Here is a 23,541-nt window from a genome sequence, read left to right as displayed (position 1 = left end):
CCTCCCTGTTGGATTTCATTTACAAGCAAGTTGCGGGCCCGACGGCGCGAGAATGCGCGCCGAGGAGAGCGTCAGGTCGAGACGGCCGGCCGTCGCGATCGAAAGCGGCCTGTCCACGTGGCTCATGTCGACGCCGGCCTTCTCGAAGCAGCGCAGCGGGATCGCCAGGCGCGTCCACTTCTGCGTGGCCGCAGCCTGCGCGAGCATGTTGCGGATCGGGAAACCTCCGACGCACTTGTCCCCGCAGGTCATCAGCAGGCTGACATCGGCGCTCGGAGCGGAGTTGACCTTGAATTCCAGCTCGAGGGCGAGTTCGCCATTCGCCTCGCGCGACAGATCCACCGGCTGGTCCTGAACGATAGCGGCCATGGCATTGCCCGCGCCGGTCCAGCTCAGTCGAACCGAGTCCTCTTGTGCCGAGCGATCGACCGCACGCGCTTCGATCAGCGAGGGCCCCGGGTTCGTCGACAGTGACCCCGGTGCGCCCAGCAACAGTCTACGGCCGTTGCCCGGCCGGCCTGCGGCAAAGAGAATTCCCGGGTCGGCAACCGCCGCGCTTGCGCGCTGCTCGGACAGCGTCGGCAGTGCGCCATTGTCGGCGAACGTCAGCCCGAAACCATAGGGAAAGAGTGGATCGTAGTCCTTGTCGCCGAAGTTGACCGCGGTCTGGTCGCTCGACTTCGGCCAACTGTAGGGAAGCTTGCCGTGGAAGTCGGCCTTGCCGAACAGGACATCTGCTACGCCGCCGCCTTCGGAACCGGGCAGCCAGGCAGCGACGAACGCGTCAGCGGCATTGAGAAACGGATTGACCCACATCGCGCGTCCGGAAAGAAACACGGCAACCGTGGGAACGCCCTTGGCCTTGAGCGCGCGCAAGAGCGCGAGGTTCTTAGCATCGTCGAAGGCGACATCGGGACGGTCGCCCTGAAATTCGGCATAGGGATCTTCGCCGAAGACGACGATCGCGACATCGGGCTTTTGCGCATAGCTGCCGTCCACCGACAAGGTCGCCTTGCCGCCCGCGGCCTCGACCGCTTCATCGATCCCTTCCCAGATGGTCTGGGCATTGGGGAAATCGGCGCGCGTGGTGCCGGTTCCCTGCCAGCTCAGCGTCCAGCCGCCAGCCTGTTTCGCCATGTTGTCGGCACCGTCTCCGGCCACCAGCACGTTAGCCGAAGCCTTGAGCGGGAGTACGCTGCCGGCATTTTTGAGCAGGACAAGCGATTCGCGCACCGCGCGGCGCGCCACCGCCCGGTGTTCCTTGCTGCCGAGCAGCTCGAAGCGCCCGCCATAGGGCCGGGATGAAGGCTTGCCCGCCTCGAACAGACCGGCACGGATCTTGACCCGCAGGATGCGGCGCACCGCGTCGTCCAGGCGGGCCAGCGGCAGCGTACCGTCCTTGGCATGCGCCAGCGTCGTTTGGTAAAGGCCCTTCCAGCTGTCGGGCGCCATATACATGTCGAGACCGGCCGCGACTGCCTGGGGACAATCGGTCGCGGTGCAGCCAACGACCTGGCCGTGACCGTTCCAGTCGCCGACCAGGAAGCCGTCGAAGTTCCAGCGATCCTTGATGAGATCGGTCATCATCGAGCGGTTGCCGTGCATCTTGGCACCGTTCCAGCTAGAGAAGCTGACCATGATCGATTGTACGCCCGCGTTCAGCGCCGGAATGTATGGCGGGCTGAACAGGTCGCGCAGGCGATCTTCCGACATCTGTGTGTCGCCCTGGTCCTTGCCCCCGCTGGTGCCGCCATCGCCAAGAAAGTGCTTGGCCGTGGCGACGATATGCGGCCCGCGCAGCCAGTCCTTGTCGCCCAGCTTGCCCTGCAGGCCTTCGATCAGCGGCGCGGCAAAGCTGGCGCCGATCTCGGGCGTCTCGCCAAAGCCCTCGTAAGTACGCCCCCAGCGATCGTCCCGCACAACGGCGAGCGTCGGCGCAAAGGTCCAGTCGAGACCCGTGACGCGCATTTCTATCGCGGTTACTTCGCCGATGCGGCGGATCAGTTCCGGATCGCGCGTTGCGCCAAGGCCGATGTTGTGGGGGAACAGCGTTGCGCCGACGATATTGTTATGGCCATGGACAGCGTCGCTGCCCCAGATGATCGGGATGCGGGGGAGCTTTCCGCTCGGCTTCATCGACGCAGCGTAAAAGGCATCCGCCGCCGCCAGCCATTTCCTGGCCGGCGTATTGTAGTTGCCATCTGGCGTTGTGTTGCCGCCGTTGAGCACTGAACCGAGGTGGTAACGATAGACATCTTCGGGCGTCACGCTGCCGACGTCGGCCTGGATGATCTGTCCGACCTTCTGCTCCAGCGACATGGCAGCGATGAGCCTGTCGATGCGGCTTTCGACGGCGGGATCGAGGGCGATCGTCGCCTGTCGGGCGGGCCATTCCTGGGAATGCGCCTGACCGGCACCCGCATCCGGACCGGATCCCTGCGCCACGGCGAGATTCGCGAAGCAAACGGAAGCCATGGCCACCAGCGACGTCGTACCAAACGCCAATGCGGCGCTGCGCGGCAGTTTCATTTCCCCTCCCACCTTACAAAATTGTCAACGTTTACCGTCCTTGCGGTCAACGTTTACTGTCGATTGTCGACAGAAGTCAATAGAGCCGTTAAGACGGTTTCACGCTTGGGGGCGGCGATCCGGGAAATCGCCTAAATAGCTGATTGGAGGGCACAATTTCAAAGCGACCAACGATCGTCGATATTGCGCGGGTCGCTGGCGTGACGCCCAAGACCGTTTCGCGCGCACTGAACGATGCTCCTCACGTCAGCGAGAAAGTCCGGCAGAAGGTCAAGGAAGCCGCGGAGGCGCTCGACTATCATCCCAATATCGCCGCGCAGAGCCTGATCGCACGGCGTTCCTACCTGATCGGCCTGACGTACGAGCGGCCCAGCCCCAGCTACGTCGTCGAGCTGCAGAACGGCGCACTCAGCCGTCTGGAAACCGGGCGCTACCGCCTTGTCGTACTGCCTTTCAGCCAGGTGACGAGCCGCCAGGAAGAACTCGGCAAGCTGCTCCTTCGCGCCGGTCTCGACGGGGTACTCTTGGCGCCTCCGGCCTGCGACCAATCGCTGCTGCTCGACATGCTCGACCGCCAGAAGCTGCCCTATGCGCGAATCACTCCGCACAGCGAGCTCGATCGCGGCCTCGTCGTCGCAATGGACGAAGTAGCGGCGGGCGAAGCGGTCGCCGCACATCTCCTGACGCTTGGACACAGACGCGTGGCGATCATTCTGGGCGATCCCTCCCACGCCGCGAGCATCGGGCGAATGGACGGCTATCGCCGCGCTTTCGAAAAAGCAGGCATTGCCATCGATCAGGACCTCGTGGTCACCGGCGACTTCACGTTCGATGTCGGCTACCGGGTCGCGCTGGAGCTGCTGCGCCGCTCGCCCCGGCCTACCGCGATCCTGGCGCAGAACGACGACATGGCCGTCGCCGCGATGGCCGCGGCGCGCGAGCTGGGGCTTGCAATTCCGCAGGAGGTGTCCGTCGCCGGCTTCGACAATTCCGAAGTGTCGCGCACCGCCTGGCCGCAGTTGACCACGGTGAACCAGCCCGTACGCGAAATGGCGTGGGACGCGGCCGACCGGCTTATCGCCGCGCTCGACGGCGACAGCGAGGTGCAGGAACCGCGCCGCCGCGATCACCCCCACGAACTTCTCATCCGCGCCTCGACCGTTCCGCCACCGGCCTGAAAGCGCCTGCCCGTTGCCCCGACAGACTACTTCGCGATCAGTGGCGGATCTGCAAGTTCGACGAGTTCCCGCGCCTGAGCTGCGAACCAGGAACCCGCAGGCGGCGCGACTACACCACGCTCGGGGTCGGCTGGACCGCCCCGCCCGCGCAGACATTCGCCGTCCGATTCTCCGGGGATCTTGATCCAGAGATAGGCATCGACATAGGCCTCATCGCTCTCCAGCGTCGGTCGCCGCCCCAGCCCGCGCCCGGGCGGATTGCACCAGACCTCCGCATCCCGATACTTGCCCTGCGGAGGCAACCAACCGCCACGCCCGTTGCGGCTGGTGTCGATCACCGCCCGCTTCTGAAGCGCCGGATCGCGAGCGACTCCCAGTTGCCCGAACAACTGGTTGTAGGCAGCGGCGGTTCGTGCCGAGGCGGCGGCGAGATTATCGTCGTCCACCCCTTTTTCATGCGCGGGACACTGGCGAGGCTCCAGCCCGCCCCGATTCACCAGCGCGATGCAATCGCTGATCCATCGCGCGTAAGGGACCAGACGGGCATTGCTTTCGTAATTCGAGACATTGAGGAAAAAGCCATCCGCCCGCGCTACGTCGGCGCGTATCAGCCGGCTTGACGCTTCCGCAGGAGACAGCCAGCCGCTCCCCGTACCATCCAGGTAGAGGCCGACATTCGGCAGAGCGGACAGAACCAGAACCGCATCGCGCAACAGTTCAAAGCGCGTATCGGCGGCACGTTCGTCGATGCCGTCGGGTCGACAATTCTCAAGCTCTCCCGAAAGCGTCCGGTGCCAAGGAATAACGCCCAGCCCGTCCGGCTCGAGAATGACGATCGCCTCACGATCGCCGATACCCTTGGCAAATCCCCGGATCCAGGCACGATAGGCTGCGCCGTCCTTCGCGCCCCCGGCAGAATAGAGCGCGCAGTCGCGATAGGGGATGTTGTAAGCCACGAGCACCGGCACCTCGCGCCGCGCGGCAGCGCGATCCACGAGGGCACGAACCTTGCGTTCGACCCCTTCGGGCGTCCCGTCGGTAAACCAGGATGCCGAAGGAATACGCGCCATCGAAAGGGCATCGCGGCGTGCCTGGCCTGTCAGGCGTTCCGCCACCCTGGCCGTCGTGCTTTTGGGATCGACGAACAGCCTGCGCCCCTCCACCTCGTTTGCCTGCGCAGACAAGGGGCACGCGCATAACATGAGCGTGAGCATCAAACGGATCACAAGCTTCAGATTCCTCCGTGAAACTTGCGGATTATCAAATCCCTATCCAGCAGGGAAGAATGGGAGGATTACAATGTTGAACGAGAAGGCCGAATGCCCTCCGGCGGCGAGGCCCAGCAGCAGCTGTGTTTGCCGGCCCCGCGATCGAAGCGGCGAGGCGTCATTCCCGGGCAAGAAAGATCGGGTTGGTATAAAACCACAGGTCGGCGCGCGGGTCTTCACCCGGAACGTCGACGTCCGGCTCGCCTTGCCGGGTATTGGTGCCGCGAAGGCGCAGATAGATTTTTCCCGTGAAATCCGGAATCCGGTAATCCAGCGTGACATTGCCGCTCTTGCCGCGGGCCCTGGATAACGAGAATCGGCGGGCAACCTGGGTATCGGTCCTACCTGCTGCGCCCACGGAGCCGACGATGACATCGACATGATCGAGCACATCATCCGCCGCCATCCCCGGCTCGCCAGCAGCCCCGGCAACCTCGATCGTCAGCACCGCGGGCACATTCGCAGGCAGCGCAGTCGTCGAGCCCAGTTCGACCGGCTTTCCGGCGACAGAGAGCGAAACCCCCGTCACCAGATTTCCGGTGCTCACGAAGACGCGCCCCTTGCGCAAACCATCGAGGATATCAGCCGGATCGCGCTGCGCGTGAACCCACGTCTTCGCATATTCGCCGGGCCAGAAATCCGCCCCGCCTTCGCTGACGTGACCATGCGAGTCCGACCCCGCCGTTATCCACCAGTGGAGCCCTTCGGACAGCATTGCGTCCCATGCGCCGCCCAGAGTCGCTGTCATCTGATCGAAGCCGCCCATCGTCGGGTAGCCGCCGTAAAGGCCGCGAGAACCATGGGCGGCGTCGTTGCCATTTTCCGGCATTGCAGCCTGATGGCCCGGAATGCCTTCCATGCCTACTGCGACATGGGGTGCCGCATCCATCCATCGGCGGAATTCCTGCGGGTCATGAAGGCCCCAGAGGCCCAGGCCTGTGGCCGTGCGCGAGGGATGGTTGGCAAGCAGAACGGGCCGGGGTGTCAAACCCTCCATCATGCGCAGGGCCTCCAGCATTCTGGGCTTCGTATCGCGCGACGGGTCGGCCGGCCAGGCGTCGCGCTCGGCATAGCCGGCCTCGATCCGGCGCAGGTTTTCGCGCTCGGAGGGATCGCGCGGCATGATGAGCGTCGCATGCTCACCGCCGGGCGTATCGAACTCAAGCCCGTAAAACACGATAAGATCGGGAACCGCCTTGCGTACATCCTCGATCACCGGCCAGGCGATGCGATAGTTCAGTTCGGAGTGGCGTGGACCGCCGTGATCGGTCGCGACTATCCAGTCGAGACCGAAGCGGCGTGCCATCTGCGCGTTCTGCAATCCGGTATGGCGGCTGTCCCCGCCCAGGACCGGTTTGGGCGGGGCATCGGGATGCGCCGGGTCGAGCTGCCAGCCTGCGCTGAATTCGGAATGGACGTGATGATCCCCGGCAAGCCACTCGCGCGCACCGCCCTTGCGGCTTGCTCCGACGCCGCTCACTTGCGGGCCGCTTGCGGCAGTGGCGAGGATGAGCGCGGCAATGGCGAGCAGCGGGCTGACGAAGATGCCTTTACGCATGGGTGTTCCTCCAACCTCTCCGGGAAACCCGGAACGAGGGGCACCCGGCCCTCTTCCTTTCAGGAAAGAACCGGGTGCCCGCGCGTCAGTAACTCAGAGGCTCAAACTCAGAGGCTCACGCGTGCCGAAAGGCGCACGGTGCGGCCATAGTCGGTGTATCCGCCAAGCCAGTTGTCATCGACGTAGTCGAGCTGCTTCGCGTTCAGGATGTTGATGCCCTGCAACGAGATCTGCGCGTAGTCGGTTACCCGCAGGCTGATGCTGCCGTCCATGCTGCCGAACGCCTTGGAGTTCGTGGACAGGCGATCGTTGGTGCCGACCGACTGCAGGACGTTGCCACGCCAGCTATAGCTCAGCCATGCTTCGAACGGTCCGTTCTCGTAGAAGCCGGTGATGTTGTAGCTGTGCTTGGCGATGCCGGCGAGATCGTCCTTGAGCGTGGCGTTATAGCTCGCCTGGCTGTCGGTGACCGTGTAGTTCGCCTGGAGGCCGAGACCGTCGAACGGCGCTGGCAGGAAGGTGAACTGGTGCTGGAAAGCCAGCTCGAGGCCCTTGACCCATGCTTCGCCGCCATTGGTCGGTGCGGTCAGTGCATAGACGTTGCCGTCGACGGTGAAGTCGGTCACCTGATTGTACACGAAGGTGCCGATGTCCTTGTAGAAGACACTTGCGATCAGGGCGCTGCGCGGCGCGAAATAGTATTCGACGCCGGCATCGTACTGCCATGCCTGGAAGCGCTTGAGCTGCGGATTGCCGCCATTGGCTTCGAAGATCAGACCCGAGGAGTTGAGCGTCAGGCGCGGCGCGAGGTCGGCCAGCGACGGGCGCGTGATCACGCGGGCGGCCGCGAAGCGCAGGACGACGTCGCGCACCGGTTCCACCACCAGATTGGCCGACGGAAGGAAGTCGTCATAGGTGCTCGTGAAACTGACCGGCAGCGCCTCGGTGCCGGTCTCCGCATGGCCCGATGAGGTCTGGCGGGTATGTGCATAGCGCATGCCGATGTTGCCACGGAACGGCAGCGCGCCGACGAATGAATCGAAATTCGCCATGCCGTAGACCGAAGTGATCTGCTCATCGATCTGATAGGAATTGCGCAAGTCGGCGCGGGTACGCTCCGGGTTGGCGACGGCACTGGTATCCGACTCGTTCCAGAACGGATCCGGACGCGGCTGCACCCAGCTCGTCGGCAGGCTGCCCTGCATGTCGGACAGGAAGTCGCTGTACGGGAACTGGTTGAAGTAGGTGCCGTCGAAGTGCTGCCCCTTCAGCGTCTCGATCTTGAGGTCTCGGCGGTCGTAGTCTCGGCTGCGGCTGCGGTACTTGGCGCCGAAGTCGACCGAGACGAAGGGACCGAAATCGACCGGGCGGTCGACGCTCAGCCCGTAGGCGTGTTCCTTGTCGATCGACTTGAGCGGACGCCATTCGATCCGGCGGAACGGCAACAGGCTCGCCTGGTCGAGATTGCTGTCGAGCAGTTCGACCGTCGGCATCGCGCCGGATTCGGCTTTCGGCATCGTAAAGCGGACACGCCCGATCGGTCCGCTCAGGCGCGTACGGGTAATCGGCCCGGCCGTATCGGACAGAGCCCGCGTGATGTAGGCCTTGGGATGGAAGGTCCAGCCGCCGGCCCTGATGTCACCGCTCAGACCGACGAACCAGTTCTGGTGGACCATGTCCGAGATATCGCGACTGATCTGCGAGTCCGACTGGCTGATGCCACCCACGACAACACCGTCCTTGACGACCGCGCTGCCCGCCTCGAGCGTCTCGGGATCAAAACCGACCGAATAAGTCAGTTCGTCGTAGTAGTCGTTGAGGCGCGTGTAGAAGCCTTCGAGCGCGAGATTGACGGCGTCGCTCGGTGCGAATTGCACTGCTGCGTTGACAGCATAGCGCTCACGGTCTTCCTGCTCGAGCGTCGGGCGCAGCGACCAGGGGTGGAGATATTCGCCATCGCCGGTGCCATCGCCGTCCAGATCGAGCTCATCGACGCCCCAGCTGATGCCGGTAAGGCGGTCCTGGCGGGTCGAGCGCTTCGAATAGGTCGCCGCGATGAGCGCGCCGAAAGTCTCGCTGTCGTTCTTCCAGCTGGCAAGCGTCGAGAAGTTGGGATCGACGCGATCCGCTTTCTCGGCATAGCTGCCTGCGGCGCTGACGACGAGCTTGCCCGAATCCAGATCGAGCGGCTTGAAGGTGCGAATGTTGACGATGCCACCGATGGCGCCTTCCTCGAGATTGGCCGAGGGGCTTTTCACGACGTCGACGCCGGCAACGAGTTCAGCCGGAATCGTGTCGAAGCGGAACTGGCGACCGCTCTGGCCGCTATCGCGCACGTTCTCGTTCACCGCGATCGACTGGCCGTTCAGCAGGGTCACCTGGAAATTGGCACCGAGGCCGCGGACCTTGACGAAGAGACCTTCACCGCGGTCACGCTCGATGGTGACGCCCGGCAGGCGCTGCAGGGCTTCGGCGAGGTTCTGCGAAGGGAAGCTGGCAATGTCGACCGCCTCGATGGAATCAACGACATTGTTCGCTGAACGCTTGCGATCGAGCGCGTCCGAAATCGAGGCCGAGTATGTGCCGGTCACGACGATTTCGGACGTGTTGTCCTCGCTCGCGCCGACGGTGGCAGCGGCGCTCGCCGGGGCGACGAGCGCGGCAGGCTGCCGCTGTGCCGGAGCGCGCTCGAGAAATGCAGTGCCATTGGCGTAGCGGACGATCAGTCCGCTGTTCAGAAGCAGGCGGTCGAGCGCGTTCTGCGCGCTGAACTTTCCGGAAACGGCGCGAGCGTTACGCCCACGCACGAGTTCGGGACGAAAGACGATTTCAAGTCCGGTCTGGCGCGAGAGCGCACGCAAGGCTTCGGAAAGCGGCTGGGCCGTCAGCTTCACCTGATAGGTGGCCGCAGCCTGCCCCCGGTCCTGAGCCTGCGCGACGCCGGAAGTTCCCGCGAGCAGAATGCTCGAGGCAAGCAAGGACATTCGTAAAGTCTTGAACACAATTCCTCCGCAACAACAGCTAGTGCTTGTTCGACTGACAAGACAGCGTTCGACAGAGGACCCGGACAATATTTTTTATTAAAGTTTCAAGTACTTATTGCTTCATTTTTATTACACTAATCAACTTTGATCAAATAATATGCATCCCCCTTATGATAATTCTTAAAGCCATAGACTCTCCCGAGTTTATCGAAGATTTCGTCAGGCCTGTTTATCCGAAAACGACCCGAAATTTTTAATTGTGAAAGCCCCTGATCTACAACAATACGTTCGCCGCTACGCCGCTCTACAAGCTCGGCCAGTTCGCCGAGCGAGATCTGCGCTTCATCGACCCACCCATTTCGCCAATCGTTCTCGTCGCTTGCGTCAAAGTGGGTGAGCGTGACGTCGCGGCCTATCGTGACCCGCGAGCCACGCTTGAGCAGAAGCTTCGAAGTCTCGTCGCGGTCGGGTCGGACTTCGACCGTGCCGTCATAGACGTCGACGCGGGTATCGTCGCGCAACTGGCTGATCAGGAAGCGCGTACCCACCACGCGCACCCCGGCCCGCCTTGTCTGGATCAGGAAAGGCCGCGACTTGTCATGGGCAACATCGAAATGCGCATCGCCCCGGCGCAGCGCAAAGTGACGCTCCGCGGGCGTGAAACGCGCTTCCGCGCTGGCATCACCGCCCAGTTCGACACGGCTGCCGTCGGGAAGCTGGACCAGCAGACGTTCACCGGGCCTGGTTTCCAGCACCATGCCCCCGGCCAGGCGGGAATCTTCAGTCGGAGCGTCAGGTTTCGGCTGGAAGAGCACCCTGGCGGACGCGAAGCAAAGCGCGATACACAAGCTCGCCGCGACAAGTTTGGGCCACGCGATTGCCGCAAGGCCCCGCTTCACCCGATCGAGCGCACCCTCGACCGGCGTTGCCCTGCACTGCGCGGCAAGGCGCGGCGCCGTCCTTAGGGCAGCTATCAGGGTTTCGTCGGCGTATAGACTGTCGGCCAGGGTATATTCCAGCTCGTGCGCCGGACTGCGGGCCAGCCATTCGCGCAGTTCGATGCGCTCGGCCTCGCGGATTCGTCCGCTGTTCTCGCGCGCCACCCAGAACGCCGCCTGCGCCTGGATCTCGTCGATCCGCTCCTCGTAATGACGGAAGGCTCCAATGCGGATCACCATGGCGATACTCCCTCGAACACGTGCTTGTCCTGGTACGCGCGCAAGGATGCGAGTGCGCGTACCACGTGCTTCTCTACGGCCGCAGACGAAAGATTGAGCGCCCGCCCGATCTCTTCGTAAGACTGGTTTTCCAGACGGCGGCGGACCAGCACTTCGCGCCGCAGGGGTGGCAGGGCGTCGATCGCGCGCTGCAGTTGGGCAAGCCTGTCGCTGTCGAGCGCAGTGCGATCCTGGGTCGGGCGATCGTCGACGAATTCGTCGGTCACGCCTTCCACCGTACGATTTTCGCGCCGCTGGTGATTGATGAGCAGGTTAACCGCGATCTTGAACAGGAGCGCCTTGCTGTTGCGCACTTTCTCGCGCCTCTGGAACTCAACGAGGCGGATGATCGCATCGTGCGCGATGTCTTCGGCGAGCATCTCGCTGCCCGCCTTGCGCACGAGGAAGGCGACCAGTGCCCGCCGCTCGCCGACACCGATCCCGAATGGCAAGGTGTTTGCGGTCATGCCGAAGGGCCGCCAGTGCACGAATCTGTCGGCAATCCCGGAGCCCGTGGTCTGTTCCTGGTCACAATCAACTCCACACGGCGGCCCAAAAGCGAAGCGGTACCCGATGCTCAGACAAGCGAGACGGGTTGGACCGGACATTCCGAATGAAGTCGTGCCGGGGCCGGGAGCACCCCCGTCACGAGTTTTGTTTCGCATTGATGACGACAGCGCGACTTGCCGCTGCAACGGGTGACGGCGCTTCAAGCGGGCCGGCGGGTTGTCTCGCGTTCGATCAATCGGGGAGCCATGACCAGCGAGGCGCTATCCTTGCCGGCAATGGCTGACTGCAAGCGCTGGACGATCTCCCTTGCGCCGCCGGAAATGTCCTGATGGATCGTGGTCAGGGGGGGCATTGTCTGCCCGGCCAGCGGCAGGTCGTCGTAGCCTATCACCTGTACGTCGGCTGGGACCCGCCTGCCCTGTCCGTAAAGGACCTTGAGGGCGGTCATGGCGATGAGGTCCGACGCTGCAATGATGCCGTCGAAGTCCGCGCCCCGTCGGGCCATCAGACTTTCCAGTTCGCCGGTCATGAGTTCGAACGACATGTGGCAGGGCAAGTGGACCAGCGAGACCCCGACCTGATCCGCCACGTCCTTCACGCCCGCGAAGCGCTCGGCGATTTCGACGCCGGTCGTCTCGCCCAGGAATGCCAGGCGCGTCGCCCCGCCTGCCAGCAGTCGCCGTGCTGCGAGCTCTCCGCCTGCGCGGTTGTCGGTGCCGACTGCGCAGTGAAGTTGCCCCTCACGGTGACTCCCCCATGCAACCAGCGGACCATAAGCCTCGGCAACCCGCTCGATCGTCTCGAACTGGTCGGACTGGCCGATCAGGATGACGCCATCGACCATGCCCGAACCGCAGATGCGATCCAGCCAGTCGGGCTTCTCCTCCGGTATCGCGCGCTCAAGTACGATGCTGTAGCCACGCTCGGTGATCTCGTCGGCAAGATGGCCAAGCAGGGTCATGAAGAACGGATCGGAAATGTGCTGGTTGCGTTCGTGTCCCAGCGGAATGACGACCCCGATCATTCCCGTGCGCTTCGATCGCAGCTTGCTGGCGATCTGGTTGAGCTGGAATCCGTGCTCGTGGGCCAGTGCGAGGATGCGCTCGCGCGTACGCTTGTTGACAAGCTCCGAGCCCGCCAGCGCCCGCGAAACGGTCCCCGCCGTCACCCCGGCGATCTTGCCGAGATCCGCCAGCGTCTTCACCTTCGCGGTTTCGGCGCCTTCCTTCGGGGCCGGATCTACATCTGGTGTGCTACCTGGGCTCATGACCGAGGACATAGGCCCACGAGGCCTGCGAGGGGAACCAAAATTCATCCCCCGCCATGCTCTTGAGAAGTGGCGCCCACCGCCTCGCCGGAACGCGGCAGGCGGATGCGCAGCGTCGCGATTGCCCCCAACAGCATCAGCCCGCCGGAAAGATAAAGGGTATTGCGCGGGTCGCTGCCCAGGAGCGGACCGTAGAGCAGCGGCATGGTGAGGCTCTCGATCAGCATGGGAATCACGATGAACATGTTGAATATGCCCATGTAGATGCCCGTGCGCTCGGGCGGGATCGAACCTGCCAGCATGACATAGGTGTTACCCATCATGCCCGCCCAGCCCAACCCGATGCCGATCATCGCGGCGAATAGGAACGCGGTGCTATCGACACCGGGGATGGCCAGCATCGCGGCCCCCGAGGCGCTCAGGCAAACGACGTGCACCGCGCGGGCGCCAAATCGACGAACCAGCGGGATGAGAGCAAGCGCGGCAACGAAGGCAATGCCATTGTAGAAGGCACCGGCCTGCTGCGCCGTCAGCGTGGCATCGCGAAATCCTGCCGACGAGGCATCATGGGTCCCGTAAAGCGCGCGTGCGACGGCAAAAACGATGAACTGCCAGTAGGTGAACATCGCATACCACTGGCACAGCATGGCAAGCGCGAGCTGACGCATCGGGGCCGGCATCTCGCGGATGGCATCGCCGATTTCGCGCAATGTGGCGCCTGCCGTCAGGGGACTTGCGTCGAGCTTGGCGCGTTCCGCCGGGCTGAGCGGCAGTTCGCGCACCCTCAGGATCGACCACAGGATGGTCGAGATCGAGAGGACCGCACCGATCAGGAAGGCCATCCGCACGATGACGGGAATACCGTTGGGATCGAGGAGGTTGCGGTCGATCACTGCGGCGAGGAGCGACGGGGCAAGGTAGGACAGCGTCTGGGCAAGGCCGGTGAAAGCGCTCTGCGTCAGGAATCCGACCGAGTGCTGCTCGCTCGCAAGACGATCCGCGACATAAGCGCGGTAGGGTTCCATGGTGATGTTATTGCCCGCATCGAGGAGCCATAGCAGCGAGGCCGCCATCCACAGGGCCGAGGAAAAGGGCATCAGGAACAGGCAGGCCGAACAGAGGATGGCCCCCACCAGGAAGTAAGGCGTCCGGCGGCCCAGGCGCGAATGCGTGCGGTCGCTCATGGCGCCGACGATCGGCTGGATGACCAGGCCGGTGACCGGGCCTGCAAGCCATAACAGTGGCATCGTCGCTTCGTTTGCGCCAAGATAGCCGTATATCGGCCCCATGTTCGCCTGCTGCAGCCCGAAGCTGAACTGCAGGCCGAAAAAGCCCAGATTCATCTCGACGATCCGAATCAGGGAGAGCCTTGGTTTCTGCGATTCAATCATGCCCGCAATCCTCTCATCAGCCGCGCTTTTCACGCTGGCCAGGCGCCTTGGTAGCGGTTGCGCGACAAAAATTCAATCGATTGCAGAAATATATTGCAATCGATTGAATGAGGGGTATGACGGACTTGCACAAACACAACGTAATGGGATGAGGATCGATGAAATTTCGCACACTGCTTGCGGTTAGTGTGGCCGCGGTCACGACTTTGCCTGCCAGCCTCCACGCTCAGGATACCGCCGCTGACGAAAGTTCTCAGGATGCACTCGGGCTTGACGAGATCATCGTCACGGCTTCGGCGCGCCCCACCAATCGGCTGGAAAGCTCGATCTCGGTCAGCGCGCTAGACGAAACCGCTATCGCAGAAGCGGCACCGCGCACCACCGCAGAGATCTTCCGCCAGATCCCGGGCATCCGCTCTGAATCCACCGGCGGCGACGGCAATGCCAACATCGCCGTGCGCGGCCTGCCGGTCGCCTCGGGCGGCGCCAAGTTCCTGCAATTGCAGGAAGACGGCATGCCGGTCATGCAGTTCGGAGACATCGCCTTCGGCAATGCAGACATCTTCCTGCGCGCCGACCAGACAATCGCCTCCATCCAGGCGGTACGCGGCGGCTCGGCCTCGACGCTGGCGTCCAATTCGCCCGGCGGCGTCATCAACTTCATCTCGAAGGATGGCAAGGACGAGGGCGGCGTGGTCATGGCGACCGTCGGCCTCGACTACGAGGATTACCGCCTCGACTTCAACTACGGCGGCCACCTGGCAGAAAAGACGCGCTTCAACATCGGCGGCTTCTGGCGCCAGGGCGAAGGGCCGCGCGACGCAGGCTATACCGGCAACAAGGGCTATCAGGTCAAAGCGAATCTCACGCAGGACTTCGACAGCGGCTACGTGCGCCTCTATCTCAAGCGCCTCGACGACCGGGCGATCGGCTATCTGCCGATGCCGACACTGGTGACCGGCACCAATGCCAACCCGCACTTCGGTTCGCTCCCCGGCTTCGACATTAAGTCGCAGACGCCGCACTCGAAGTACTTCACCACCGATATCGGCCTGGACGGCAACAATGCGCTCCACACCACCGACATCAAGGACGGCATGCACCCGGTGGTCACCTCGGTCGGCCTCGAAGCGGTGTTCGACGTGGCCGACGGCCTGAAGCTCGAGGAACGATTCCGTTACTCGGACGTCCATGGCCGCTTCGTCTCGCCCTTCCCCGCCGAAGTCGGCGCGGGCCAGGGGATCGCGAACTCGGTAGGCGAACTGCTGACGGGGGCCGCCGGCACTTACGGACTGGTCTATGCCAACGGTCCCAGCGCCGGACAGGCCCTGGCGGGCAACGCTCTCGTCATGCGCACGCATCTCTTCAACGTCGACATCAACGACTTCTCGAGCTTCACCAACGACCTCAAGCTGACCAAGGACTTCGGTCCGGGCTCGATCACCGCCGGCTACTACAAGGCCCGCCAGAACATCGACATGGACTGGGTCTGGAATTCCTACCTGATGGCAGTGGACGGGCACAACGCCGCGCTCCTCGACGTCACCGACAGCGCGGGTAGCGTCCTCACGCGCGGTGGGCTCTATGCCTATGGCGTGCCCTTCTGGGGCAACTGCTGCCAGCGCAGCTATGACGTGCGCTACGACATCGACGCGCCCTACCTGGCCGGCACCTTTGAAACCGGCGGCCTGACCATCGACGCGAGCGTGCGCTACGACCATGTCAAGGCGCGCGGCAACTACGCCGGCACGCTCCAGACCGCGAACTTCGACGTCAACGGGGACGGCACGATCCAGCCGGTCGAGCGCAGCGTCTCGCTGATCGACAACGGCAACCCGAGCCCGGTCCGCTACTCGGTCGGCTACTGGTCCTGGTCGATCGGTGCGAACTACATGTTCACCTCGGACATTGCCGGCTTCGCCCGCATCAGTCGAGGCGGACGCGCCAATGCCGACCGCCTGCTGTTCGGCGTGGTCCAGGCCGACGGCTCGGTCCGCAAGCAAGATGCCATCGACTTCGTCGACCAGTACGAACTGGGCGTGAAGTACCGCTCGGGACCGTTCGGCCTCTTCGTAACCGGCTTCCACGCCAAGACGCAGGAGCAGAACTTCGAGGCGACCACCCAGCGCTTCCTCGACCGCAGCTACAAGGCCACCGGCGTCGAGATTGAAGCGGCTTATCGCTCGGGCATCTTCGACCTGCGTGCCGGTGCCACCTACACCGACGCCAAGATCGCCAAAGACGCCATCACGCCCGCCAACGAGGGCAACACGCCGCGCCGCCAGGCCAAGCTGATCTACCAGATCACGCCCGCCGTGGACTTCGACGTGCTTCGGGCCGGTCTCAACATCGTGGGCACCACCAAGGCCTATGCCCAGGACAGCAACGAACTGGTGTTCCCTGCCTACACGCAGGTCAACGCCTTCGTGAACTTCCGTCCGATGGACAAGATCGAGGTCTCCCTCAACGCAAACAATCTTTTCAACGCAACGGGCATCACCGAAGCCGAGGAAGGATCCATCACCCCGGGCGTGGACAACTACGTCAGGGCAAGGTCGATCAACGGGCGCACGATCTCCGCCTCGCTTCGCTACGAGTTCTGACCTTGGAGCCAGCGGACATGGCTGGACATTCTCCTCCGCCCGGCCATGTCCGCCCCCCTCGACCTCAGCCCCGATGCAACGCAAGGAAAACGAACGCATGAACACCGATCCGGCCAAGACGGATGACGGAAAACTGTCCTGGACAGCCGGGGACCTGGCCGGCCTTGACCTTGCAGCCTGCAGCCGCGCGCCCGTTCTCGGTCAAAAGGACGTGCACCGCGTTGCAGATGACATCGACGTCTGGGATGCCTGGCCACTTGCCGACGCGAGCGGCAAGCCCGTCCCCTGGAACGGCGGCGAACTCTGGTTTGCCCTGACCGCGCCCAGGGCCGACGATCCGGAAAGCCGGCACGGCCTTGCCCGCATCCATCACTTCTTCCGCGAGGGCGACAGTTTCCGGCACCTCGGCCAAACCCTTCCCGAGGGATTCACCCCCGGAAGCCGCGAATGGTCGGGCGCGGCGCGGCTCGAGGGCGCGCATCTGGCCCTCTACTTCACGGTCGTCGGCGAGCGCGGCGAAAGCGCCACCACCTTTCGCCAGCGCCTGTTCGTGACCCGCTGCAGCTTGGCAGAGGACCCGGACGCCCCGTTCGGCCAGTGGTCAGATCCGCGCGAGGTCCTGGAACCGGCAGGCCCTTACATGGCCGCCGAGGAAACAGAAGGCCGGATCGGCGAGATCAAGGCCTTCCGAGATCCCTTTCCCTGGCGTGCGCCGGACGGAGCCGAGTACCTCCTCTTCACCGGTTCGGCAGCCGCGGCGCCCCGCGCCTTCAACGGGCTTGTCGGACTGGCGCGCCTGGACGATACCAGCGGCACCTATCGTCCGCTCGCTCCGCTGGTCGATGCGACCGATGCCAACAACGAACTTGAAAGGCCGCACATCGTCGAACATGCGGGCCGCCTCTACCTGTTCTGGTCGACCCAGGCGAAAGTCTTCGCCCCCGGGATCACCGCGCCGACGGGGCTTTACGGTGCGACTGCCGAGCGCATCGAAGGCCCCTGGCGCCTGCTCAACGGCCACGGTCTCGTCTTTGCCAATCCAGAAAGCGAGCCCTTTCAGGCCTATAGCTGGTGGGTCCTGCCTGACCTTTCCGTCACCAGCTTCGCCGATTACTGGGGCATCGACGATGCCACGGCTACGCAAAAGCCGGAGGGACGCACCCACTTCGGCGGCACTTTCGCTCCCTTCCTGAAGCTTTCGCTTTCGGGCGAGCGCGCCGCGCTCACATGACACAGGCGTCCCCTCCGCGCCTTGCCGGCATAGAACTGGGCGGCACCAAGACCATTGTCACCCTGGGCGATGGCACCCGCATCCTCGAAAGCCATGCCCTGCCAACCACCACCCCCGATGAAACCCTGGAGGCTGCCCTCGCCCATCTCTCGGCATGGCAGGCCGCATCCCCCCTCGCCGCCATCGGGATCGCCAGTTTCGGCCCCATCCGGGTGACGCCGGATGCGCCTGATTACGGCACCATCCTGGCCACCCCGAAGCCCGGCTGGAGCAACACCGGCCTGCTGGAAATGGTGCAGGCACGCTTCGCCTGCCCGATCGCCGTCGATACCGACGTCAATGCGGCGGCGCTTGCCGAGCATGCCTTCGGGGCGGCTCAAGGCTGTTCCAGCCTCGTCTACATCACGATCGGCACCGGCCTTGGCGCAGGAATCGTGATCGATGGCCGGCCGGTGCATGGCTTTCTCCACCCCGAACTCGGCCACATCCGCACCCGCCGCGCGCCGGGCGCAACCTTTGCAGGCACCTGCCCCTTTCATGGGGACTGCATCGAAGGCCTTATCAGCGGCCCCGCCCTGGAAGCCCGCCTGCCGGTGCATCCGGGCAAGCTCGATCCCGCCTCGCCTGCTTGGGACGAAGTCGGGGATGACCTGTCCGAACTCCTGTCCACGCTGCTCCTCGCGCTTTCCCCGCAGCGGATCGTCATCGGCGGCGGCGTCGCCACCCGCCAGCCGCACCTCATCGAGCGGGCACGAAACCGGCTGCCCGCGATACTCGCCGGCTACCTGCCCGATCTGGACATTGCAGCCATCGAAACCATGATCTGCCTCCCGGCACTCGGCGCCAACGCCGGGCCGGTCGGTTCACTGCTGCTGGCGCGCAATGTACTGATTAACGAGGGTGCCTGAATCGCGATCAATCGGCTGGAAGACTCACCATGGGGACGCCGAGACTGGCGCAAAAGCGGCAATCGCCGCCATTACCAAAGGCCGTCACCGTGAAGTTGAACATGCTTCCCAAGCTTTGGCCCAACTCGGCGCCCCGTATGCGCGCTACATCGACGTTGACCTAGGTCGCCGGGGGGCATCCGATCGAGCTGAGCGGTTCGTCCACGCTTACGGCGAATGTTTGCGGCAATGGCGGGGCCAAACTTGTTCGCCCGGCAGCGGACGGATTCGAAGCAGAGATCTATCCTGAAAGTGGCCAGACCTCGCGATCGAGACCTACTTCGATTACAGGGTCTCGCATAAGGCTGACTGTTTGACACTTAGGTCAGTTGGCTCGTTATGCGCCAACCGGCATGCCTATCCGATGCCCAAACGTGCCGCGCAACTTTCAGCTAGCCGCGCCTCGCATACCGATCGCCTCTCAGAGTGGCAGGCGAAAAGCCCCTCTGACTGCAAACCTGGTGAAGCACATGGTGGCTAGTTGGCCGGCCAAGCAGAAAGTTCCAGATTCCTTGGATTGTCGCGAGGATTTCGCGCAAACCGGAGCTGGCAAGGTGCACAAGGACGTGCTCCGAGCCAAGGCAGCGGCAGGAGGAACCTCGCCGCCGTGACCCGATACCGCAGACTTGGGCATCGGTGTTCGATGGGCTAACCATAAGAATCGAAAAAGACACGCGAGAATGCCATGGGAGAAAGTCCATTAATGCCAGGGGCGACTGAAACGCCCCGGTTCAAAGGCAAGTGGATTGCCCCACCGGGCATTGCGCGACTTGCGGAAAAGCTAACCACTCATAGTGTCGTTCTGATCACCGCAGCCCCCGGCAGCGGCAAGACGCGTCTAATGCAGCGCATCCACACCAACCTGCAGTCATTTCTCTATTCTTGCTGTTGGTTGCGGCTCCAGCGAGGCAGGGATACGTCGGGATCGCTCTTTATGGACGTGGCAGCGGTTTTGGTCTCCCGCGTTCTTGGCGAGCGCAGCGCCACGGCGGCCTTGCTGACCGCTCACGCGATCGCACCGGATACCGTTATTGCGGTGGCGCTTAACGAGATCGCAGCTCGCGATGGCGAGGTCGCCCTTTTCCTAGATGACATTCATGTTCTCACAGAAACGGGCATCGCCGAACTGCAGCGAATCATCGACAATGCGCCCAACAACCTACGTCTCGTAATTGCCGCTCGAGGACCAACGCGGCTTCACTTGGCACGCCTGCGAAATGCAGATGCGATCCTCGAAGTGGACGACGCTGCGCTCGCCATCAGCTTCAAGCAACTCAACGAAATGGTGGCGGAACTTTCGGTCCCCGCTCTGTCGCTTGCCGAGGCGCGTGACCTCTGGAGCCGATCAGGTGGTTGGGTCGCAGCGGTACGCCTGCTCGTGCGAAACCGCCCTCCCCCTAACCGAACGAGCGGCAGTACCGGCGCTTTCGCGATCATCGGGCGCGACCTGCAGGAGTACTTCGAGGAGGAGCTACTGTCGGGACTGAGCGACGAGGCGCGTGGCGCGCTCGACGTCATGCTGATCCCAAATCGTCTCGAGCACGGCTTGATGCTCGAATTATCAGCGGACCCCCAGGCACCGCTCCACATTCAAGAATACCTCATGCACGGGCTGCTCAAGCGCAATCCCTTCGGCCCCGAGGTGACCTATACGACCGTCCCACTTTTGCTCGACGTCGTGGCAGTGAAGAGCTTTGTCGACACCGAGGAGAGGGCTTCGCTACATCGGCGGTCGTGCGGATGGTTCGAAAAGCGGGGCAACTTTGCCCTGGCGGCCTCGCACGCTATGGACAGCGGCGACAGTCAGCGGGCTGTTGCCCTGATCGAGCGGTGCGGCTTTGACATGATCAGCCGCGGAGAGGTCCTGCGCTTACAGGCTTGGCTAGATCGCTTCTCGATTTCGGATCTTCAGCCGCATCCGACCGCCCTTCTGGCAGTCGCTTGGGCACTGGCGCTGCTCTACCGGCTCGACGAGGCCGAGAAGCTGCTCACCGCGCTCGACACAACGTTCAAATGCGATCTCGCGAATTTCGCTGGGCACGAGAGGAACCTAACGGCTCTGCGGATCATGATCGCCTCGATGCGCGACGACTTTCGTCAAGGTAGCGCGCTAGGTCGAAGCTGGAAGCGGCGTTGGCCTGAATCCCACGACTGGTTTAGCAACGTCGTCGACAATTCGCTGGCGTTTTGCCTTGCTCACGAAGGTGCGCCGATCGAGGGCCGGATGGCGCTTGAGAGGGCCTATTTACCAAGTTATTATGAAACGAGCCCCTATGGCGCGCTCTACGGGCGCTGCATCCTGGGCCTTATCGACTTGCGTGACGGGCAGGTCCGCCATGCCGAGACCCATTTCAACTGGGCGCTCAAACATGCCGAAAGGGACATGAGCGCCCAGTCAACCGGCACCGTCATGGCCGCAGGCTTGCTGGCCGGTGCTCTCTACGAGCGCAACGAAACCGGGAAGGTCACTCAACTGATCGAATCGTATGCCTGGTCGCTGCACGCCCACCTATTCACCGACGCGCGCTTCCAAGCTTACCGCGCAAAGGCCCGCAACCTCTCCAACAACGGCCAGTATCGCGCGGCCATCACTGTGCTCGAAAACGTGCTCGACGCCGGCCCGGCGGTGCGGCTGCCTCGCGTGCGTGTCGACGTCCTGTGTGAAAAAGTCGTCATCGCGGTAATGCATCACGATACTCGCATGGCTGCGGCCTATGTGCGCGCACTTTCGGAGTTGTCCGGAACCATAACCGACGACGACCGACTGGCGCCTTATCTCGAGGCAGCGGTGCACGGTTCCCAGGCCCACCTGTACATTGCTTTGGGAGCGCCCGAGCGCGCACTCGAGTTATTGCGGCGCGCGGCACGGCTCGATCTATCGGATGGCTGGAACCTGCGCGCATTACACTGGGCGGTGCTCGGGGTGTGCGCTCTCAACGCATTGGGCCGCACCGACCTGGCAATCCGCCTGTTGCGTCGGCTCATTCGCCAAGCCGCAGGCAACGGCATCGTTCGCACGTTCGTCGATGGCGGCCACGCGATCCAAGCAGTACTCGACATGATGCATGCACGCGGCATGGCCCCGAGAGGGCGCCGCGAGGCGATGCTGGTCCAGCAGCTGCGCGAAACCTTTGACCCTAGTCTGGCGGAACCCGAATTCGATGAGAAGAATTCACTCGCCCAGCCGGGAAACGCGCTGACCGAACGAGAAATCGAACTGGTTCACTTCGTACGCGCAGGGCTTACAAACCGTCAGATTGCCGAGCAACTGGACGTGAGCGAGAACACGGTGAAGTGGCACCTCAAGAACGTGTTCGAAAAGGTCAATGTGCGCAGGCGCGCGGACCTGACCAACATCGATCTGGCCTGACACATCCACAACGGTACCTACCCATGACACCACCCTGCATGCAGGGTGGTGTCCTCGCGCCCCGCACACGTCCACAAACGGCGTTACAAGGTACATGGCCTGCGAGTGCTACGGGGAGAGTAATGCAATGATCGAGACGCAACCCTTCCGGATCAATCCCGAGTGGTTCTGGTCTCCCGAACGAGCCGAACAGGAGTGGGAGCATCTTTGGACCCGCGTCTGGCACATGGGGCCGCGCGAAGAGGAAATCCCGGAAGAAGGCGATGTATTCATCCACACACTGGGCCGCGAAAGCCTGCTTTTCGCGAGAGTCGGGGACGATGAGATCTGCGGCTACTACAACGTGTGCCGCCACAGGGGCAATCGCCTGCTTCTGGGCGAGGACGGGCCATCCTTTGCGCCGAAGTTCACCTGCGCTTTCCACGGATGGACCTACGAACTCGACGGCAGCCTTTCACACGTTCCCTATCGGGAGCGCTTCGACCAGAAGGTAATCTCCGATCCCGCGTGCACTTCCCTGCGCACTTTCCGCACGGAGCGTTTCGCTGGCTGGGTCTGGTACACGCTGGACGACGAAGCTCCCTCGTTGCGCGAATATCTCGGTCCCCTCGCCTCGCGGCTCGATGCCTATCGGATGGAGAAGGCAACGATCGTCGACTACAAGACTTTTGAATTCGGCTGCAATTGGAAAACGACGTTCGACGCTTTCAACGAAAGCTATCATTTCCAGACGCTGCACTCGGAAATCCTTGCCTGGGGCAACGAGGATGCGCCAATTACGCTTCTCGGGATACACAGCTACATGGTCAACGAGTATGGCCGGCCCAGCAAACTCTTCAGTGAACAGGAAGCCCTGAATCCCGCGCTCGAGAGCCTGCTCACGGCCAATGGCATTGACCCGACAACCTTCACCGGCAAGGCGACCGAAGTGCGCCGTTCGGTGCAAGTGGCCAAGCGCGCTAAACAGGGCCAAGTCGTCTTCCCTTACGAGAACCTGAGCGACAGTCAGCTCAGCGACGCCTACCACTACATGCTTTTCCCGAGTACGCACTTCAATCTGTTCCCAGAATTCTACGTCACTTTGCGCTATCGCCCACACCCTGACGGCGATCCGGAGAAGATGTACTTCGACTTCATCATGTGCGCGCCATTGGAGGACGGAGAAACGGTAGCGCCATATCAACATCGGGTGGTGCGTGGCGGTGAGGAATCGGTTGAGGACGTGCTCAAGTGGGGCGTACGCAAGCACCCGATCGTAAACGAAGTGCTAGGCCAAGATGTCGAGCTCGTCGAACATGTTCAGAAGGGGCAGCGTTCGCGCAGCTTTACGGATGCGATACTCAGCAGTGACGAACGACGCATCGAGCATTTTCATCGCAACATCGACGAGCTTATCCGGGGCTATTCTTTGCGCGACCTGATCGCGACGAATCCTGTCGAGGCTGATGCGCACGACGGCACCTGATCGCACGGCTGAGAGGATTCGAC

14 protein-coding genes are annotated in these 23,541 nt (G+C 63.1%); 6 read left to right on the top strand and 8 right to left on the bottom strand.

What is annotated here, in order from left to right; all coding sequences use genetic code 11:
• Positions 1 to 15: 15 nt before the first annotated feature.
• Positions 16 to 2,529, bottom strand: a complete 2,514-nt coding sequence (locus J3474_RS17125; RefSeq protein WP_207094964.1) for an exo 1,3/1,4-beta-D-glucan glucohydrolase — start codon at positions 2,527 to 2,529, stop codon at positions 16 to 18.
• Positions 2,530 to 2,672: 143 nt separating this feature from the next.
• Here J3474_RS17125 and J3474_RS17120 point away from each other — a divergent pair, with 143 nt between their 5' ends.
• On the top strand, positions 2,673 to 3,707 hold the full coding sequence (locus J3474_RS17120; protein WP_207094963.1) for a LacI family DNA-binding transcriptional regulator: 1,035 nt from the start codon (positions 2,673 to 2,675) through the stop codon (positions 3,705 to 3,707).
• Positions 3,708 to 3,733: 26 nt separating this feature from the next.
• On the opposite strand, the gene J3474_RS17115 is transcribed toward J3474_RS17120, so the two are convergent.
• From J3474_RS17115 to J3474_RS17085, 7 genes are all read right to left on the bottom strand, one after another.
• Positions 3,734 to 4,891: a glycoside hydrolase family 6 protein gene (locus J3474_RS17115; RefSeq protein WP_242528447.1), complete on the bottom strand. Its 1,158-nt coding sequence runs from the start codon at positions 4,889 to 4,891 to the stop codon at positions 3,734 to 3,736.
• 202 nt (positions 4,892 to 5,093) lie between these two features.
• The gene (locus tag J3474_RS17110) at positions 5,094 to 6,533 is read right to left on the bottom strand and encodes a phosphoesterase (RefSeq protein WP_207094962.1); all 1,440 of its coding nucleotides are present in this window, start codon (positions 6,531 to 6,533) and stop codon (positions 5,094 to 5,096) included.
• A gap of 107 nt (positions 6,534 to 6,640) precedes the next feature.
• A complete protein-coding gene (locus J3474_RS17105; RefSeq protein ID WP_207094961.1) occupies positions 6,641 to 9,517 on the bottom strand; it encodes a TonB-dependent receptor in 2,877 nt (958 codons plus the stop codon).
• 134 nt (positions 9,518 to 9,651) lie between these two features.
• Positions 9,652 to 10,695 (bottom strand): FecR domain-containing protein, encoded by a 1,044-nt coding sequence (locus J3474_RS17100; RefSeq protein ID WP_207094960.1) that lies wholly within the window; start codon positions 10,693 to 10,695, stop codon positions 9,652 to 9,654.
• Positions 10,689 to 11,201 (bottom strand): RNA polymerase sigma factor, encoded by a 513-nt coding sequence (locus J3474_RS17095; protein ID WP_207094959.1) that lies wholly within the window; start codon positions 11,199 to 11,201, stop codon positions 10,689 to 10,691. Before J3474_RS17095 ends, J3474_RS17100 begins: the two co-directional genes overlap by 7 nt.
• 242 nt (positions 11,202 to 11,443) lie before the next feature.
• A complete protein-coding gene (locus J3474_RS17090) occupies positions 11,444 to 12,511 on the bottom strand; it encodes a LacI family DNA-binding transcriptional regulator (RefSeq protein WP_207094958.1) in 1,068 nt (355 codons plus the stop codon).
• 44 nt (positions 12,512 to 12,555) lie between these two features.
• The gene (locus tag J3474_RS17085; protein ID WP_207094957.1) at positions 12,556 to 13,902 is read right to left on the bottom strand and encodes an MFS transporter; all 1,347 of its coding nucleotides are present in this window, start codon (positions 13,900 to 13,902) and stop codon (positions 12,556 to 12,558) included.
• Between the two features lie 158 nt (positions 13,903 to 14,060).
• On the opposite strand from J3474_RS17085, the gene J3474_RS17080 reads away from it, so the two are divergent.
• From J3474_RS17080 to J3474_RS17060, 5 genes are all read left to right on the top strand, one after another.
• A complete protein-coding gene (locus J3474_RS17080; RefSeq protein WP_207094956.1) occupies positions 14,061 to 16,505 on the top strand; it encodes a TonB-dependent siderophore receptor in 2,445 nt (814 codons plus the stop codon).
• 97 nt (positions 16,506 to 16,602) lie between these two features.
• Positions 16,603 to 17,736: a glycoside hydrolase family 68 protein gene (locus J3474_RS17075; protein WP_242528445.1), complete on the top strand. Its 1,134-nt coding sequence runs from the start codon at positions 16,603 to 16,605 to the stop codon at positions 17,734 to 17,736.
• The gene (locus J3474_RS17070; protein WP_207094954.1) at positions 17,733 to 18,644 is read left to right on the top strand and encodes an ROK family protein; all 912 of its coding nucleotides are present in this window, start codon (positions 17,733 to 17,735) and stop codon (positions 18,642 to 18,644) included. The genes J3474_RS17075 and J3474_RS17070 overlap by 4 nt, the downstream gene beginning before the upstream one ends.
• A gap of 973 nt (positions 18,645 to 19,617) precedes the next feature.
• A complete protein-coding gene (locus J3474_RS17065) occupies positions 19,618 to 22,053 on the top strand; it encodes a LuxR C-terminal-related transcriptional regulator (protein ID WP_207094953.1) in 2,436 nt (811 codons plus the stop codon).
• A gap of 127 nt (positions 22,054 to 22,180) precedes the next feature.
• Positions 22,181 to 23,518: an aromatic ring-hydroxylating dioxygenase subunit alpha gene (locus J3474_RS17060; RefSeq protein WP_207094952.1), complete on the top strand. Its 1,338-nt coding sequence runs from the start codon at positions 22,181 to 22,183 to the stop codon at positions 23,516 to 23,518.
• Positions 23,519 to 23,541 lie beyond the last annotated feature (23 nt).

It is taken from the genome of Novosphingobium sp. PY1, assembly GCF_017312445.1.
In the GTDB taxonomy this organism is placed as follows: domain Bacteria; phylum Pseudomonadota; class Alphaproteobacteria; order Sphingomonadales; family Sphingomonadaceae; genus Novosphingobium.
The sequence above is the reverse complement of the archived record's forward strand: the minus strand, read 5'-3'. Positions and strand labels throughout refer to the sequence as shown.

Excerpts from the sequence above, each read along its gene's own strand:
- J3474_RS17125 (WP_207094964.1), bottom strand. The coding sequence starts at position 2,529 with ATGAAACTGCCGCGCAGCGCCGCATTGGCGTTTGGTACGACGTCGCTG.
- J3474_RS17110 (WP_207094962.1), bottom strand. The coding sequence starts at position 6,533 with ATGCGTAAAGGCATCTTCGTCAGCCCGCTGCTCGCCATTGCCGCGCTC.
- J3474_RS17105 (WP_207094961.1), bottom strand. The coding sequence starts at position 9,517 with ATGTCCTTGCTTGCCTCGAGCATTCTGCTCGCGGGAACTTCCGGCGTC.
- J3474_RS17100 (WP_207094960.1), bottom strand. The coding sequence starts at position 10,695 with ATGGTGATCCGCATTGGAGCCTTCCGTCATTACGAGGAGCGGATCGAC.
- J3474_RS17095 (WP_207094959.1), bottom strand. The coding sequence starts at position 11,201 with ATGACCGCAAACACCTTGCCATTCGGGATCGGTGTCGGCGAGCGGCGG.
- J3474_RS17090 (WP_207094958.1), bottom strand. The coding sequence starts at position 12,511 with ATGAGCCCAGGTAGCACACCAGATGTAGATCCGGCCCCGAAGGAAGGC.
- J3474_RS17085 (WP_207094957.1), bottom strand. The coding sequence starts at position 13,902 with ATGATTGAATCGCAGAAACCAAGGCTCTCCCTGATTCGGATCGTCGAG.
- J3474_RS17080 (WP_207094956.1), top strand. The coding sequence starts at position 14,061 with ATGAAATTTCGCACACTGCTTGCGGTTAGTGTGGCCGCGGTCACGACT.
- J3474_RS17075 (WP_242528445.1), top strand. The coding sequence starts at position 16,603 with ATGAACACCGATCCGGCCAAGACGGATGACGGAAAACTGTCCTGGACA.
- J3474_RS17070 (WP_207094954.1), top strand. The coding sequence starts at position 17,733 with ATGACACAGGCGTCCCCTCCGCGCCTTGCCGGCATAGAACTGGGCGGC.
- J3474_RS17065 (WP_207094953.1), top strand. The coding sequence starts at position 19,618 with ATGGACGTGGCAGCGGTTTTGGTCTCCCGCGTTCTTGGCGAGCGCAGC.
- J3474_RS17060 (WP_207094952.1), top strand. The coding sequence starts at position 22,181 with ATGATCGAGACGCAACCCTTCCGGATCAATCCCGAGTGGTTCTGGTCT.